At 42.6% G+C, this 14,014-nt stretch carries 15 protein-coding genes and 1 other annotated feature; of the genes, 4 read left to right on the top strand and 11 right to left on the bottom strand.

What is annotated here, in order from left to right; all coding sequences use genetic code 11:
* Positions 1-51 precede the first annotated feature (51 nt).
* From BLP57_RS04475 to BLP57_RS04455, 5 genes are all read right to left on the bottom strand, one after another.
* Positions 52-2,688, bottom strand: coding sequence for a right-handed parallel beta-helix repeat-containing protein (locus BLP57_RS04475; RefSeq protein ID WP_139148824.1), 2,637 nt, complete (start codon positions 2,686-2,688; stop codon positions 52-54).
* 149 nt (positions 2,689-2,837) lie between these two features.
* Positions 2,838-3,212 (bottom strand): 50S ribosomal protein L7/L12, encoded by a 375-nt coding sequence (gene rplL, locus BLP57_RS04470; RefSeq protein WP_015526302.1) that lies wholly within the window; start codon positions 3,210-3,212, stop codon positions 2,838-2,840.
* A 75-nt stretch (positions 3,213-3,287) separates the two neighbouring features.
* A complete protein-coding gene (rplJ, locus tag BLP57_RS04465; RefSeq protein ID WP_092069712.1) occupies positions 3,288-3,797 on the bottom strand; it encodes a 50S ribosomal protein L10 in 510 nt (169 codons plus the stop codon).
* A gap of 51 nt (positions 3,798-3,848) precedes the next feature.
* Positions 3,849-3,985: a sequence feature (ribosomal protein L10 leader region), on the bottom strand.
* A gap of 50 nt (positions 3,986-4,035) precedes the next feature.
* The gene (gene upp, locus BLP57_RS04460) at positions 4,036-4,665 is read right to left on the bottom strand and encodes a uracil phosphoribosyltransferase (RefSeq protein WP_044961929.1); all 630 of its coding nucleotides are present in this window, start codon (positions 4,663-4,665) and stop codon (positions 4,036-4,038) included.
* Between the two features lie 157 nt (positions 4,666-4,822).
* Entirely contained in the window at positions 4,823-5,701 is an 879-nt protein-coding gene (locus BLP57_RS04455; protein WP_092069709.1) for a Cof-type HAD-IIB family hydrolase, read from the bottom strand.
* A gap of 322 nt (positions 5,702-6,023) precedes the next feature.
* Between BLP57_RS04455 and BLP57_RS04450 the strand changes: the two genes are divergently transcribed.
* The gene (locus tag BLP57_RS04450; RefSeq protein WP_092069706.1) at positions 6,024-7,160 is read left to right on the top strand and encodes an FAD:protein FMN transferase; all 1,137 of its coding nucleotides are present in this window, start codon (positions 6,024-6,026) and stop codon (positions 7,158-7,160) included.
* Positions 7,161-7,309: 149 nt separating this feature from the next.
* Here BLP57_RS04450 and BLP57_RS18835 read toward each other — a convergent pair whose 3' ends face one another.
* Entirely contained in the window at positions 7,310-7,459 is a 150-nt protein-coding gene (locus BLP57_RS18835; protein ID WP_412123123.1) for an MGH1-like glycoside hydrolase domain-containing protein, read from the bottom strand.
* Here BLP57_RS18835 and BLP57_RS18830 point away from each other — a divergent pair.
* Genes BLP57_RS18830 through BLP57_RS18650 form a run of 3 tightly spaced genes read left to right on the top strand, consistent with a single transcriptional unit; the run spans position 7,450 to position 8,128 of the window.
* The gene (locus tag BLP57_RS18830; RefSeq protein ID WP_084449174.1) at positions 7,450-7,578 is read left to right on the top strand and encodes a response regulator; all 129 of its coding nucleotides are present in this window, start codon (positions 7,450-7,452) and stop codon (positions 7,576-7,578) included. The two genes, BLP57_RS18835 and BLP57_RS18830, sit on opposite strands and share 10 nt — an antisense overlap.
* A gap of 39 nt (positions 7,579-7,617) precedes the next feature.
* Positions 7,618-7,905, top strand: a complete 288-nt coding sequence (locus tag BLP57_RS17970; protein WP_092069704.1) for a hypothetical protein — start codon at positions 7,618-7,620, stop codon at positions 7,903-7,905.
* A gap of 19 nt (positions 7,906-7,924) precedes the next feature.
* The gene (locus BLP57_RS18650) at positions 7,925-8,128 is read left to right on the top strand and encodes a helix-turn-helix domain-containing protein (protein ID WP_255363757.1); all 204 of its coding nucleotides are present in this window, start codon (positions 7,925-7,927) and stop codon (positions 8,126-8,128) included.
* Positions 8,129-8,215: 87 nt separating this feature from the next.
* Here BLP57_RS18650 and BLP57_RS04430 read toward each other — a convergent pair whose 3' ends face one another.
* From BLP57_RS04430 to BLP57_RS04410, 5 genes are all read right to left on the bottom strand, one after another.
* Positions 8,216-8,467: a hypothetical protein gene (locus BLP57_RS04430; protein ID WP_044961921.1), complete on the bottom strand. Its 252-nt coding sequence runs from the start codon at positions 8,465-8,467 to the stop codon at positions 8,216-8,218.
* A gap of 108 nt (positions 8,468-8,575) precedes the next feature.
* On the bottom strand, positions 8,576-10,744 hold the full coding sequence (locus tag BLP57_RS04425; protein ID WP_092069699.1) for a glycoside hydrolase family 2 protein: 2,169 nt from the start codon (positions 10,742-10,744) through the stop codon (positions 8,576-8,578).
* Positions 10,745-10,753: 9 nt separating this feature from the next.
* Complete coding sequence (locus BLP57_RS04420; protein WP_092069693.1) at positions 10,754-11,596, bottom strand: carbohydrate ABC transporter permease; 843 nt, start codon at positions 11,594-11,596, stop codon at positions 10,754-10,756.
* Positions 11,593-12,465 carry a carbohydrate ABC transporter permease gene (locus BLP57_RS04415; protein WP_015526310.1) on the bottom strand — a complete coding sequence of 291 codons (873 nt, stop codon included), beginning with the start codon at positions 12,463-12,465 and terminating at the stop codon, positions 11,593-11,595. The genes BLP57_RS04420 and BLP57_RS04415 overlap by 4 nt, the downstream gene beginning before the upstream one ends.
* A 59-nt stretch (positions 12,466-12,524) precedes the next feature.
* Positions 12,525-13,832 carry an ABC transporter substrate-binding protein gene (locus tag BLP57_RS04410; protein ID WP_092069690.1) on the bottom strand — a complete coding sequence of 436 codons (1,308 nt, stop codon included), beginning with the start codon at positions 13,830-13,832 and terminating at the stop codon, positions 12,525-12,527.
* Positions 13,833-14,014: the final 182 nt, after the last annotated feature.

Raw genomic sequence — 14,014 nt, 5'->3', positions numbered from 1 at the left:
TACATACGATGTATGGATATCCGGAACAGAATCTTTTTTTATCACACATACTTACTTCACAACAGTATTTACTGTTACTGTATTTCCGTATTTATCTTTTGAGACAAGTTTCAGAGCAGTATTCTTCTTTTGCTTCTTTATTTTAATAACGTACTGTTTCTTTTTGTTTACGGATGATACACCCAGCTTTGTCTGTTTTCCGGAACGCCGCGCATAGGCAATAACTGTCTGGCTGCCTGATGCAGTTCCGCTTATAGCTGTACTTCTTGATGTAACAGCTCTGCATGAAGGACGGTTGATGCCGGTCCATCCTTTGCAGCTTTTTACATATACCGCCTGAACCTTTCCGTTTTCACAAAATGTATTCTTTTTCATGACCGGTATTACAGATGCATATGCATAAACACCATTCCCCGTATTTTTCTCCGCACGGTTTCCTGATACTTCGGATACTTTTGATTTCCAGAGCAAAATACCACTTTTTGCATTTGATGTCACACGATTGCTTTTTACCCTGACTCCGCCGACCACATACTCAATTTTCACGCCATGATTTTTGTTAGATAAACAGGTATTACCAAGAACATTATTGTTCTTTCCTGCATTTACACGTATTCCCGAGCCGACCGCTGATTTAACAGTATTCTTCTGTGCAGTGGATGAAGTATTTACAGATTGCAGATAAATTCCATCTCCGCCTGCTCCAGAAACAGTATTCTGCTCTACAAGATTTCTCTGTTCTGATCCTGCTGCATAGACAGAACCGGAGAGATAAATTCCCGTATTTGCAGTTCCGGACACTGTATTCCTGCTGATAACGCTTCCTCTGGAATCCTGGGCATAAATCCCAAAATTGGAATATGAAGAAGTTTTTTTCATTGTTACCTGATTATCTATTACGGTATCTGTGTCAGTAAGAGACATGCTGATTCCGTTTCCATATCCGCTGATCTGATTATCTTCTACAGTCACACCTTTCACCGGATATATCTTTTTAGGGAGCACAGCTCCATCTTTTTTCATATTATAGCCTGAAACTTTTATACCACTGCAGATCCATGCAATTCCACCAATGCTGGTAGTTCTGGCAAGACTGATGTAGTTTCCTGCCACACGAAGATTCCCGTTTTTCAGCATGTCCGGCCCATCATCATAGCCTGGCGTCTGGTGTGTATTGCTGCTCACAGAAGAAATGTCCACTCCATTTCCCACATTTACCATGGTATTATTTTCTGCTGTAGAATCTTCATAATTCATAAACCTTATACAGCGTTTTTTTACATTATGGAAAGTATTATTCGTAACTGTGATCCTTTTATATGTTTTTCCGGACATCATACTGTGCGTTCCCAGCCCTGTAAAGACATCTTCGAACACATTTCCATCGATCACAAAATCTTCACAGGTCGTTCCATCATAAGGTCTGTACTGCGGAAAAACATTGCTCTCATCTGTACAGCAGTCGATCTGAATACATTCCTGTCCGCCTTCCACATAATTCTTATAATAGCCACTGAATGTACAGCCTGTGATCTTGGCATTTTTCACTCCGCCAAATTCCAGAAAATGAGATTTCAGATTATTAAGAAATGTAGCATTTTTAATCGTAACATTCGTAGCATGTCCAATGCAAAATCCCACAAATCCGCCTGGTGCATCCTTATTTTCCACACACTGATAATTGTAGTCCCAGGTTCCTCCATCGATCACAATGTTGCGATATCCATCATATCCGCCTTCTGAATCTTTGGTATTTCCAAGACGGAGGATCAGATGTTTGGTGGTAGACGTTTTTGTAATATTAGCGTCTCTTGCATATAAGTACATATTACTGTACATGCAAAGTGTACCTGTCAGTTCATAATTTCCCGGTGGAATTATGATCTTGCAGGGATTTTCATCTGTGGCCTGATCTTTCAGTTCAAGAAACAGTGTGTTCAAGGGTGCTGTGATATCCTGTCCTTCCTCAACTTCCAGAGTCACAGTCTGATAAGTTCCAAGTTCTCCATCTGAAGCATCTCCTGCGGAAAAATCCCCAGCAGCATTGGCATCATCTGTAAAATCAGTCTGTGCCTGACCTGCGCCTTCATCAGCTTTATTATTATCCGGCTCTGCGACGTTTTCTACATTACCATTTTCCTGCTGAAGCTGAAGTTCTTCGGAACCGTTATCGCCGTTCTCCGTTCCTTCGGAAAAATCTGCCGGCAATTCTCCGCTGATACTGCCATCTGCTGTCTGAATATCCTCACTGCCAGCTTCCGTTGCTGCATTGTCAGAAATATTCTTATTTGTGTCAAAATCTCCATCTGTGCTTCCATCTGAAAATGTGTCTTCAGTTGAATTTTCCGATATTTCCTCATCCCCCGGTGCCTCTGATACATCCACTGCTTCTACAGCACCTGACTCTATTTTTGTCCAGGATGCCTGTGATGCAGGAACCACACTGCCATCGTTATCCAGCACAAGCGGATCCAGATCCTGTTCTGGCATATTTTCCTCTTCTTCAAGCTCCTCCTGCTGCTGCATTGCAGCTTCCTGAGCCCGAAGTTCATCCAGAGGATTTTTCACGTTTACAGTTATATTTTTTACATTTTTTCCGACAGACACTGTCTTGGCTGCCGTCGGAAAAGAAACTCCTGTGATTCCCAAAGCAGCAGCAAGGATACAGGCCATTATTTTTCGTTTCATATTCCATCCATCCTTTCCTGTCTCCTTTATTATCCTTTCTTTTTCTTCAAAAAGCAAGATTTACCCTGGATTTTTTCACTAAAAAAGGCTGCTGTGCCGCCGGTAAACCGGCAGGCACAACAGCCTTTAAAACTTCTGATCTGATCGGATTATTTAAGTGTAACCTTAGCTCCCTCAGCCTCAAGTTTAGTTTTGATGTCCTCAGCCTCAGCTTTGGATGCGCCCTCTTTAACAACCTTCGGAGCACCATCAACGATAGCTTTAGCCTCTTTAAGTCCAAGACCTGTAACCTCACGAACAACTTTGATAACTTTAACTTTGTTAGCGCCAACCTCTGTAAGCTCTACGTCAAACTCATCTTTCTCCTCAGCTGCCTCGCCTGCTGCACCTGCTGCTGCTACAACAACACCTGCTGCTGCGGAAACGCCGAACTCTTCCTCACAAGCTTTTACAAGGTCATTTAACTCTAATACAGATAATTCTTTGATTGCTGCAATAAATTCTTCTGTTGTTAATTTTGCCATTTTAATTTCCCTCCATTTATAAATTTTAATTAATAATCATGCGGTCGTTATGCCGCCAATTGCACGTTGCTGGGATTACTCAGCAGCTGCTGCGTCAGCTCCGCCATTCTGCTCTGCGATCTGATTAAGCACACGAGCGAAGTTTGCAATCGGAGACTGCATACTTCCAAGCAGTTTTCCAAGAAGTTCCTCTCTTGAAGGAATTGTGGACAGTGCCTGAATTCCGGCCTGATCATTGTAGTTACCTTCAACTACACCTGCGATCAGCTCCAGTGCCGGGAACTGTTTTGCATATTTAGCAAGGATTCTTGCCGGAGCAGTTGCGTCTGTCTCGGAGATAGCGATCGCATTTGTGCCATGTAAATGATCACTGAGGCTCTCAAATGCTGTACCCTCGAATGCACGACGCATCATGGTATTCTTGTATATCTTGTACTGAACACCAGCTTCTCTTAACTCTTTACGAAGAATTGTATCCTGCTCAACTGTAAGACCGCTGTAGTTTACAAGTACAACAGACTGTGCGTCTTTAATGCTGTTAGAGATCTCTTCTACGATTGGTTGTTTCAGTTCTACTTTTGCCATGAAATGGTACACCTCCTTATAGATTTTGTATACCGCCGTCGCAATAAGTCAATCTGTTTAAAAAAAGACCTTACTGCTTCGCAATAAGGCCTTGTGTAATCTTAACTCAGAATACTTGGACCTCGGTAGGCGTTTTGATCCTTATGCCTTACGGCACCTACTGTCTTCGGCAGCGTTCTTAGGTACAATACCATAACAGTGCCGGGTGTGTCAAGTATTTTTTAAGATTTTTTCAAAATTATTTAGTACCAAAAATACGGTCTCCGGCATCTCCAAGTCCCGGGCAGATGTATGCGTTCTCATTGAGCTCTCTGTCAAGGGAACCACAGTAGATCTGTACATCCGGATGTGCCTCGTGAAGTCGTTTCAGTCCCTCAGGAGCTGCGATGATGCACATAAACTTGATATTCTTTCCGCCCTGTTTCTTGACAAAATCAATGGCAGCTTCGGCAGAACCGCCGGTTGCAAGCATCGGATCAACGATCACTGAAATACGCTCGTCAATAGATTCAGGAAGCTTACAGTAATACTCATGGGGCTCATGTGTTACCGGATCACGGTAAAGTCCCACATGTCCGACCTTTGCAGACGGTACCAGTGTGAGAATGCTGTTTACCATTCCAAGTCCTGCACGGAGGACCGGGATCACTGCCAGCTTCTTACCTGAGATCATCGGTGTCTTACAGGTTTCTATCGGTGTCTCGATTTCCACTTCCTCTGTAGGAAGATCACGAAGCGCCTCATATCCCATCAGGATTCCGATTTCCTCCACCAGTTTACGGAACTCGTTTGTTCCTGTATTTTTATCACGGAGCATTGAAATTTTGTGTTTGATCAGCGGGTGATCCATAATATAAACATTTTTCATTTTTTCCATCGTGATTTCCTCTCTTTGTCTGTGTTTTTTGTAAAGCGAAACTTCTCATTCCACTCTGCTTCATACACCGGAACGCAAGCCTTTCGCTTTTCTGTATTCATCTTTCTACATTATAATATATATGGCACTTTTTCAAAAGGGGGAAAAACTATTTTCCCTGGCGTTCCAAAACCTGATCGATAGCATAGGCCACACCAAACTCATTGTTGCTCTTTGTGATGTATTTTGCTGCCTTTTTGATCTCCGGAACTGCATTTTCCATTGCAACGGTTGCGCCGAAATCCATGGAGATCATGGAATAATCATTAAGGCTGTCACCAAGGACCATCACCTCATCCATGGTATAACCCAGAGACTCGATATATTCTTTCAGCACCGGGCCTTTCTGCGCCTCTACTGCTGTAATCTCCTGATTATATATAAAGGAAGAAGCCACTGCAACGGCTGGATTTTCTTTCAGCTCATCGCTGAGTTTCTCCAGCTGCTCCACATCTGCCGCAAAAATGAAGATCTTATATATCGGCGCACCGCTGCTCTCCAGGGAACGGATATCGGAAATCCCTTTCGTGTTTCCGGCGATCCTGCGGTACTGCGGGGATTTCCGTACAATCTCCTCGCTGGTATCTATGTCCATATTGAAAAGACGGATCTGCTGAATGATCCCGTCTTCAATTTCTTTCTTTGTTCCAATACGGTAATCATAGCGATCCGTAAAAAATGCTACAGATACCGGGTATTTTTTTGCCGTATTGTAGACCTCCTCACACAGCTCAATAGAGATCGGTGTACTCTTTACAACCTCCTGCTGCGGATTCCGTACTTCAGCACCGCTGCTCACCACATAATCACAGGTCAGCTCTGTTCCCTTCAGCTCCTCCATGGCACCGGGGAAATTCCGGCCGGTGGCAACCATAAAGCGGATTCCCGCATCGCAGGCACGCCTGACCGCCGCAAGGGTTTCCGGTGCGATTCTATGGTCATCACCAAGAAGTGTGCCATCCATATCACTTGCAATTACTTTTATCATGAAAAATTTCTCCTTTTATCTGTAAAAATTCCGGTCAATCATTCGGATCCATAGCAAATATGTCCTTTTTTCGGAGAAATTATATCTTATATTATTGCAAAATACAATGATTTTTGCGACAGGCATATGCCTTTCTGATTTCAGAAATACATGGTATAATGAGATTTCATAAATCTGTCCGATGTCGGTCAAGCGTATATCCGCAATCCGCGTCGCTGCTTGATCCGGTTAAGTGAATAACCCCATCCACATGTACTACATAGATTTGCATCAAATAAATGCTCTTCAGTTAAGTCAGTCAATCAGAAAACAGGAGAATATTATGTCAACTTATTTTTTTCATTCCAAAAGAAGCCGCTCGCATTCCCGTTTCTTCTATTTAATATTGTGCACAGTCCTTGTCTGTCCAATACTCCTTTTCACAGGCTGCGGAAATATCACGGATGCAGATACATCCACCACCGGAAATGAGCCTATCAGTATCAGCAGTATCAAATTGAATACAGCTGTACAGATCACAATTTACGATTCTCAGGATAAAGCTCTCCTGGATGACTGTCTGGCACTGTGCGATAAATATGAGCTGATCTTCAGCCGGACAAATGAGAACAGCGAGCTTTATAAATTAAATCACCGCAAAGATACATCGGATAAAGATCCCAATGCTGATGAGCAGACTATTCCATATCCGATCAGCGGCACAGCAGACACCTGGCATATATCTGAAGACCTTGCCGCTCTGCTTTCTGAAGGACTCGATATCACCAGGGAATCCGACGGTGCCTTTGACATTGCCATTGCGCCTTTGACCTCTCTCTGGGATTTCACAGCAGAAGACCCGAAGGCTCCGGATGATGCAGCTATTCAGAAAGCACTCCCTCTGTGCAGCTCTGATGGTGTTACCATTGATGGTCAGGATATCACACTTCCCTCTGATGATATCCAGTTCGATGTCGGCGCCATTGCCAAGGGCTATATCGCAGATCGCATGAAAGATCTTCTGGTAAAAAAAGGTGTAAAGAGTGCCATCATCAACCTTGGCGGCAACGTCCTCTGCATCGGTTCAAAGCCTGACGGCACTCCCTTCAAGATCGGCATCCAGAAGCCTTTTGCAGACCGCAATGAAACCGAAGCCGTTATGGATATCACCGGAAAATCCGTTGTATCCTCCGGAATTTATGAGAGGTGCTTTAAGCAGAACGGAAAATTATACCATCACATCCTGAACCCCAAAACCGGCTATCCATATGACAATAGCCTGATCTCTGTGACGATCATCTCCGACCAGTCTGTGGACGGCGATGCCTTAAGCACCACCTGTTTCGCCCTTGGTCTAGAGGACGGACTGAAATTTGCGGAGAAAAAAGGAGTGCAGGCCGTTTTTATCACAGAAGATTATGAACTGCATTATACGGACGGATTCCAGGATGAGATCAATGTCACTGATGTGGAATCCTGAACCATGAAATCTTTTTCAGTAACAACCAAAAACCTTACGGATAGACCATATTTGTCACATAAGTCTGCGGATAATCTTTCAGAAGATTTGCCATTGCTGTCTGTGTCTGTGTCGTTGAAAATGGCTAGGATGGACCGTCCCACAGACATTCATAATCTGCCTCCGTACCGTGGATGTCTCTGTTCCGCAGTTGTAGGGCCACAGGGGGAGGCAAAACCTTCCGGATTCACAATCTGCTCCCAAGCTTCTTCATATCCCTTATCCGGAAGTTCAAAACACCATGGGATAAATCCGAGCAAACAGTGATCTTCTGGAAGCAGATAATGCCGAAGATGGCCTGAAGATCATTCTCAAAGAGCATCCTGACATTATTATCACAGATATGAAAATGCCCGTCATGGACGGAATACAGCTCTAAAAAAAGCCGGAAGAACTTCACATCGACAGCAAAATCAGTGTGATCAGCGGATTCAGCGATTTCAAATATACAAGACTTGCGATCCAGGCCGGTGTTATTGATTACATACTGAAGCCTGTTGATCCCCAGAATTTGAACAATGCGCTTTCAGCCACAATTTCTCAGTTGAAAAGTGAAGCAGGCAAAACTGGGACTTCCGATTCTGCTTCATCACCCGAACCCTGCTCTGCGTTCACCAGTAGGGTAATCAGTGATGTTTTTGATTATATCAATGCACATTATCTGGAAAATATCTCCCTGGCCGATATTGCAGAATCTTTTTTCTAAGTAAGGAGCATCTGTCCAGATTGTTTTAAAAAAACGTCAGAATCTTTTTTCCTATACTATGCAGTTAAAGCTCACCGAGGTGAAACGGCTTCTGCAGTCTACGGATATAACTCTCGACGACATTGCCTGGCATCTTGGTTTCAGCAATGGAAATTACTTCAGCAAGGTTTTTAAAAAGAACTGTCAGATGTCTCCCAGTGAATACCTGAACGTACAGCTATAGTTCTTCAGAAAACTTTTCTCCGATAAAAAGTAGCTGTAACTGAGCGTATCCGTTCAGTTACAGCCACTTTATTCAATATTATTATATTCAGTTATTGATCATATCCGGCCAGGAAAGAATCTCTGCAGAAATCTTCTCTTCATAATCTCCGTCAATGTCCTCACTTCTTCCAGCCGCATAAATATTGGTCTCGGCACCCCAACCGTTGTCCTCGTATTCCCATACATGGAATTTCAGTCCACGGAACATGAAATCCAGACTTCCGCAACCATCTTCCTCTGTGTATTCGAATTTGATATTTTTTTTGTTCAGAGCATCCTGTACTTTCTGTAAACGCATATAATATCGCTCCTTCCACGCCTAAAATCTTCCTTTATACACAAAGTATAACATGTTGTGATTTTTGACACAAGTCAAGGATGAAAGTGCCTGTGAGCTGCAGATAGCTCAGGCCCAGTAGAGTCTCATTCCAAACTCATGGCTCATACGGTCCGGATGCCCATCAACTCTTGAAAGCAAAGTACAGATATCCTGATAGGTATTCTTTGCCATACATTTACCGCTATTATCAGAAAGAATTAGTGTAAGGTTCCACTTCTTGCCTTTTCCGTATTCTTTCTCAAAGGTTTTTACCATGACACGGCTGTCTGCCGGAACTTCTGCTTTAACACTTCCCTTTTCCACCAGTTCTCCGTTCAATGTTTCTGTAATGATCCATGTAAGTTCACACTCTCCCAGAGCTCCATCTGTATCATTTACAATATACAGACTGTCCAGATGATCTTTGTGCTTTGCAAAAACACCCACTGGTGCGTTGCTTTCCAGTATAGCCTGAAGACCCTTTTTGGGAATTCCCCACCAGTCATATAAACCGTAGAAGCTCTGAGGACACAGGTCGATAAACATAAACTGTACATATCCTGAGCAAGGTTCATATTTCTGGATCCTGTAATGCTCTGTATAATATTTCAGAAGCTTATACTGATATTCCTGGATCTTCGGGATATCATCCACCAGTTTTTCCAGACGATGATATACCGCCGGAACAGTTTTCAGATTTTCACTGCTGCCCGGTGCATCAAATCCGTACTCTGTATTCAGCTTTTCTGTCTGCTCATAAATATCTGCATATTCTCCACCGCTTAAAGAACCCAGATAATTGTGGCTGTCCCCGCTAAGCGGATCATCTTCGCAGAAAGAACCCTTGATGATCGGTCTGCCCGGATCCATCTTCTGTACCTCCCTATACAGAGCAGGTCCCGGATTTTCCTCCATAAATCTCCTTCTCACATTTCCATCCGGATCAACACATCCCGGTTCATTCATAATGATCCAGCAGATCAGAGACGGATGATGCTTCAGAAGTTTCACATTTTCTCTGTAAACATCTGCAAATCTCTGCGCCCATTCATCTGTTGAAGGATGCGTCCAGTTGTACTCCGAATCCTGAAGAACTGCAATTCCCAGCTCGTCACACAGATCATAAAAAACTTCCTGCTCTGTGTGGACATGTACTCGTACCAGGTTAAAACCTGCCGCCTTTACATTAAGAAGATCTCTCAGGTACCGTTCCCTTGTCATTGCGGAAATATAACAATCCGGAAAATAAGAGGTTCCTCTTATATACAGCTTCCTGTTATTAAGCCAGAATCTTGTTATTTTTTCATTACGCTCAATCTGAATGTCCCGGAAAGCAAAATTCGTTGTTCTGCTGCTCAGTATGTCTTTTCCCCTGCTTAACGTAAGTTCTGCCTGATACATCCAGGGATAACCATGATCCCATGTGGACCACAGTCTGACATCTTCCACTTTAAGCTCACATTTAAAACCTGTCTCTGCTTTCTCTGCCATTATCTGAACAGTTTTTTCTGCCTTTATAAGACCGGACTCTTTTTCCCGGATCTTTACATTAAAATCATATGTCTCCCCGGATTTCAGACCTCGCGCTTCAGTTTCCACATATACGTCTGCTTTCTTTCCATCTGGATCCAGTTCATACTTCAGATCTGTCTGATCTTCCAGAACACCTTCTTCTGTCAGGATCAGCTCCACTTTTCCGTAGATTCCTACAGGATTTACATCTCTCTGGATAAATGTATCAGAATGTTCGTAGGTACCTTTTACCATATTTCTTTTTACCAGGGTGGTTCTGGAATCCTGTGCATCCAGCTCCACCTCATCATCCCATGGAGAACTTACCTTTACAATGAGATAATTTTTCTTTCCAAAAACAAGCTTATCTTTTACATTAAAGGAAAATGGAGCGGAATATCCTTCATGCTCTCCAAGAAATTCTCCGTTAAGCCATACTTTTCCATAATAATCCACATTGGTAAATTTAAGGACAGCATCCGTAACTTTCTGATCCGGAACTTCAAACTCTGTTTTGTACCACCAGGGTGCCTGATTGAAATATCTCAGTTCACGCCCGAAATATGGCTGTCTGGCATAGATAAGCTGCAGATGTTTCAGTTCCTCCAGTTCCTCCCATTCAGACACCTGGGAACCTACGGAAGTATCTGCTTCCCTGGCAGCATAAAGCCCGATCTTTTCCCCTGTATCATGAACATCCTGCAAAATTTTCCATCCTTGTTTCAATTCAATCCTTGTTTCCATTTCAGCCTCCTAACTCTTGACCGCACCTGCAGCCATACCTTCGATTATGTTCCTGTTAAGAATAAAATACACGATCAGTGTAGGCAGGATCGATATTACGATCGCCGCAAATGTACTTCCCCAGTCCACTCTTCCGAACTGCCCCACAAAGTCATTCAGGCCAATTGGCAGAGTTTTCATATCAGAAGATGAGATAAACGTATTGGCATAGGTAAATTCATTCCATACAAAAACAAAATTGTATGTAAGAACTGTCATTGTAGTATTTTTAGCCATAGGTACCACGATCTTGCGGAATGTGGTTCCCATTGTGGCACCGTCAATAACTGCCGCTTCCAGAAGAGAATCCGGCATAAATTTAAAAAATCCGGTGTAAAGATAGATACACATTGGAAGTCCGAACCCGATCTGCGGAAGCACCAGTGCCCAGTATGTATTTCTCAGTCCGATCCTGTTATAAATCTGGAACATGGGTATAAGGCAGGAAAAAATAGGCACCATCATTCCAAACAGGAAAAATGCCATCAGTGCATTGGCATATTTTACCTTTACCTTACTGATCACAAATGCAACCGGGCATCCCAGGACTACGATGCCAAGAAGTGTGAGAACTGCCACAACCGTACTGTTAAGAAAATATCTTGGAATGGATGAGATCGTCAGTGCGCTGATATAGTTTCCAAGATAAAATCCTGATGGCAGGGCATACTGTGCAGTATATGTCATTTCATCCGGTGTTTTCAGACTGGAGCAGATAACCCAGAAAATAGGGTAGACCTGTATCATGACAAAAATAAGGATCACTACATAGAACACAGCACGAATAGGTATATTTTTTCTTGATTTTATCATTCTGACCCATCTCCTTTCGCCGATCCCAGGCATTTCTGTATAATCCCTACTGCTACCAGACATTCAATGACCAGAAAAACGGACAATGTACTTCCATAGCCAAAGTCAGCCGAATTAAAAGCGGTTTTATACATATAAGTTGCCACCATCTCTGTTGATCTGGATTTATTGTCAAGAATATAGAATACATCAAAGGTTTTCAGACAACCATTTACAAGCATTACAATGACAATGCTGAATATATTTTTCACCAGTGGAAGCTTTATGTAACGATACTGTTGAAAAACATTGCAGCCATCCATTGTAGATGCCTCGATCACATCCTTTGATATGGATACAAATGCGGAATAAAAAATGATCATGTACAGACCACAGTATTTATATCCATCGATCAGGGTTATGGTAATCAGCGCTGTATGGGAATTTGCCAGCAAAGCGATAGGTTCCATTCCCAGTTTTTCCATCACATAGCAAACCAGGCCCTGGGGCTGGACAGAAAGCATTTTGGAAAAAATCTGGCAGATCGCCATAGATGAAATGATACATGGAATAAAATAAATAACCCGCAGAATATTTCCACCTTTGGAAATATGTGTAAGCAAAATTGCCAGGATCAGTCCTGCACATAACTGGAACAAACTTCCCAATACAACAAATTTAAGATTATTTACAACAGCCTCACGAAATGTCTCATCCTGAAACATCCTCACATAATTTTCCAGTCCGATAAACTTCATATCACCGATTCCATTCCAGGAAAAAAGGCTGTAACCCATTGACCACAGAATTGGGATGATAACAGTAAGAATATATACGAACAGTGCAGGAAGAACAAACGGTAAAGGCTGGATTTTATTTCTGGGCTTCATATCCTCTCCCCTTTCATACGCAGATGCAGATAAAATTCCGCATCTGCGTATTCTCTCAGTTATTCTTCAGTGTCAAAATAATCAGATGCATACTGTTCTACAGCTTTGTCCATGTTTTCGCAGAACTCTTCAGGAGTTGATTCTCCCATTCCAAGGCTTGCCAACTCTTTTCTGTAAACCTCGTTTGTAGAAGGATCCAGACGAACATCCCAGCACTGGGCAAAAGTGCCGCAGTTCTCAAGATCACTTAAAATCTGCTGTGTAAGCTCCGGAAGCTTCTCCGAATCACTTGGCATCATGGATGGAAGCATATTGAACTCATACATTGCCGTATCAGCAAAATTATCCCATACATAACTGATGAAATCTTTCATCTCATCACTCATGGAATCCTTGAGAATGGCAGTTCCGATTCCACAATTCGCATAGTAATCATTTTCTCCTGTAGCGGTTCCTTCGCTGTCTACAGGAAGTTTGAACATGGAAATGTCATCTTTAAGATTTCCCTCATCATCTACAAGATCCGGTGTATCCCATGTTCCGGTGTATAACATTGCCGCACCACTGTTCAGAAACAGATCCATCTGTGCGGTAGTATCTGAACTTGTCCATCCTTCACTGAAATACTGGGCTATATCCTGTGTATACTGGGCTGTTGCGATACCTGTCTCAGAATTAAATTTTTCTTTTCCCATTCTTGCATTGTCAATGAAGTCATTTCCTTCCAGTCTGAAAGCCTTAAATGCAGGATAACGCATGATCATGTCGTAATTTCCTGCGGATATCGGGGTCATTCCCGCATCTTTCAGCTTCTTGCACACATCCAGGAGGTCTTCCAGTGTCTGAGGTGTTTCAGTAATTCCGGCTTTTTCAAACATGTCTTTGTGATACCAGAAATACTCTACATTTCCCTGCCAGGTCATAAGGTAATTGCTTCCGTCACTGAGTTTCGGATAATTCAGTGCAATATCAAAGAACTTGTCTTTGATACCCAGTTCATCATAAAGGTCATCCACACTGTAGATCAGATCCTTTTTGCAAAGTCCTTCAAAAAATGCCTCCGGATCTGCGTCAAACCAGTCCGGCAGTTCATTGCTGGATGCAAGGATCTTGATCTTCTGAAGATATGTTTCTCTGTCTGCAATAGACTCTACATTGAATTCAAAATCCGGGTGATCTTTTTTATAATCTTCTGCAAGCTTCTTCAATGTTTTCAGTGCCGCATCTGTTTCGCCCCTGGCACTGATATAATTGATCACAAGTGGTTCGGAATCCTCTTTTTTATCTGCCCACACATTCATCATGCTGAATGAAGAGAGACACATCATTGTGGCAAGTGTAGCAGCCATCACTTTTTTTAATTTCATTTTCGTCCTCCTTTTGGTACATTTCTATTCATCCGGATTGAATATTTTGTTCCGCTTTCCTTATCGATGAGACCATTATATTAAATCCGTCCGGAAAAATACATGGAAAATCTTCGCTGTACCTGGAATATTTTCTCCAATCTTTCCCCCACACTTGTGAGAATTTTTCCCTTATTATATAA

Origin of the sequence: Blautia sp. SF-50 (assembly GCF_900101315.1) — a bacterium.
Classification (GTDB): Bacteria; Bacillota; Clostridia; order Lachnospirales; family Lachnospiraceae; genus Blautia_A; species Blautia_A fusiformis.
Note: the sequence above shows the minus strand (reverse complement) of the source record. Positions and strands in the feature narration are given on the sequence as shown.

Excerpts from the sequence above, each read along its gene's own strand:
- rplJ (WP_092069712.1), bottom strand. The coding sequence starts at position 3,797 with ATGGCAAAAGTAGAACTGAAACAACCAATCGTAGAAGAGATCTCTAAC.
- BLP57_RS04475 (WP_139148824.1), bottom strand. The coding sequence starts at position 2,688 with ATGAAACGAAAAATAATGGCCTGTATCCTTGCTGCTGCTTTGGGAATC.
- BLP57_RS04425 (WP_092069699.1), bottom strand. The coding sequence starts at position 10,744 with ATGGAAACAAGGATTGAATTGAAACAAGGATGGAAAATTTTGCAGGAT.
- BLP57_RS04455 (WP_092069709.1), bottom strand. The coding sequence starts at position 5,701 with ATGATAAAAGTAATTGCAAGTGATATGGATGGCACACTTCTTGGTGAT.
- upp (WP_044961929.1), bottom strand. The coding sequence starts at position 4,665 with ATGAAAAATGTTTATATTATGGATCACCCGCTGATCAAACACAAAATT.
- rplL (WP_015526302.1), bottom strand. The coding sequence starts at position 3,212 with ATGGCAAAATTAACAACAGAAGAATTTATTGCAGCAATCAAAGAATTA.
- BLP57_RS04410 (WP_092069690.1), bottom strand. The coding sequence starts at position 13,832 with ATGAAATTAAAAAAAGTGATGGCTGCTACACTTGCCACAATGATGTGT.
- BLP57_RS04430 (WP_044961921.1), bottom strand. The coding sequence starts at position 8,467 with ATGCGTTTACAGAAAGTACAGGATGCTCTGAACAAAAAAAATATCAAA.
- BLP57_RS04420 (WP_092069693.1), bottom strand. The coding sequence starts at position 11,596 with ATGATAAAATCAAGAAAAAATATACCTATTCGTGCTGTGTTCTATGTA.
- BLP57_RS04415 (WP_015526310.1), bottom strand. The coding sequence starts at position 12,465 with ATGAAGCCCAGAAATAAAATCCAGCCTTTACCGTTTGTTCTTCCTGCA.
- BLP57_RS04450 (WP_092069706.1), top strand. The coding sequence starts at position 6,024 with ATGTCAACTTATTTTTTTCATTCCAAAAGAAGCCGCTCGCATTCCCGT.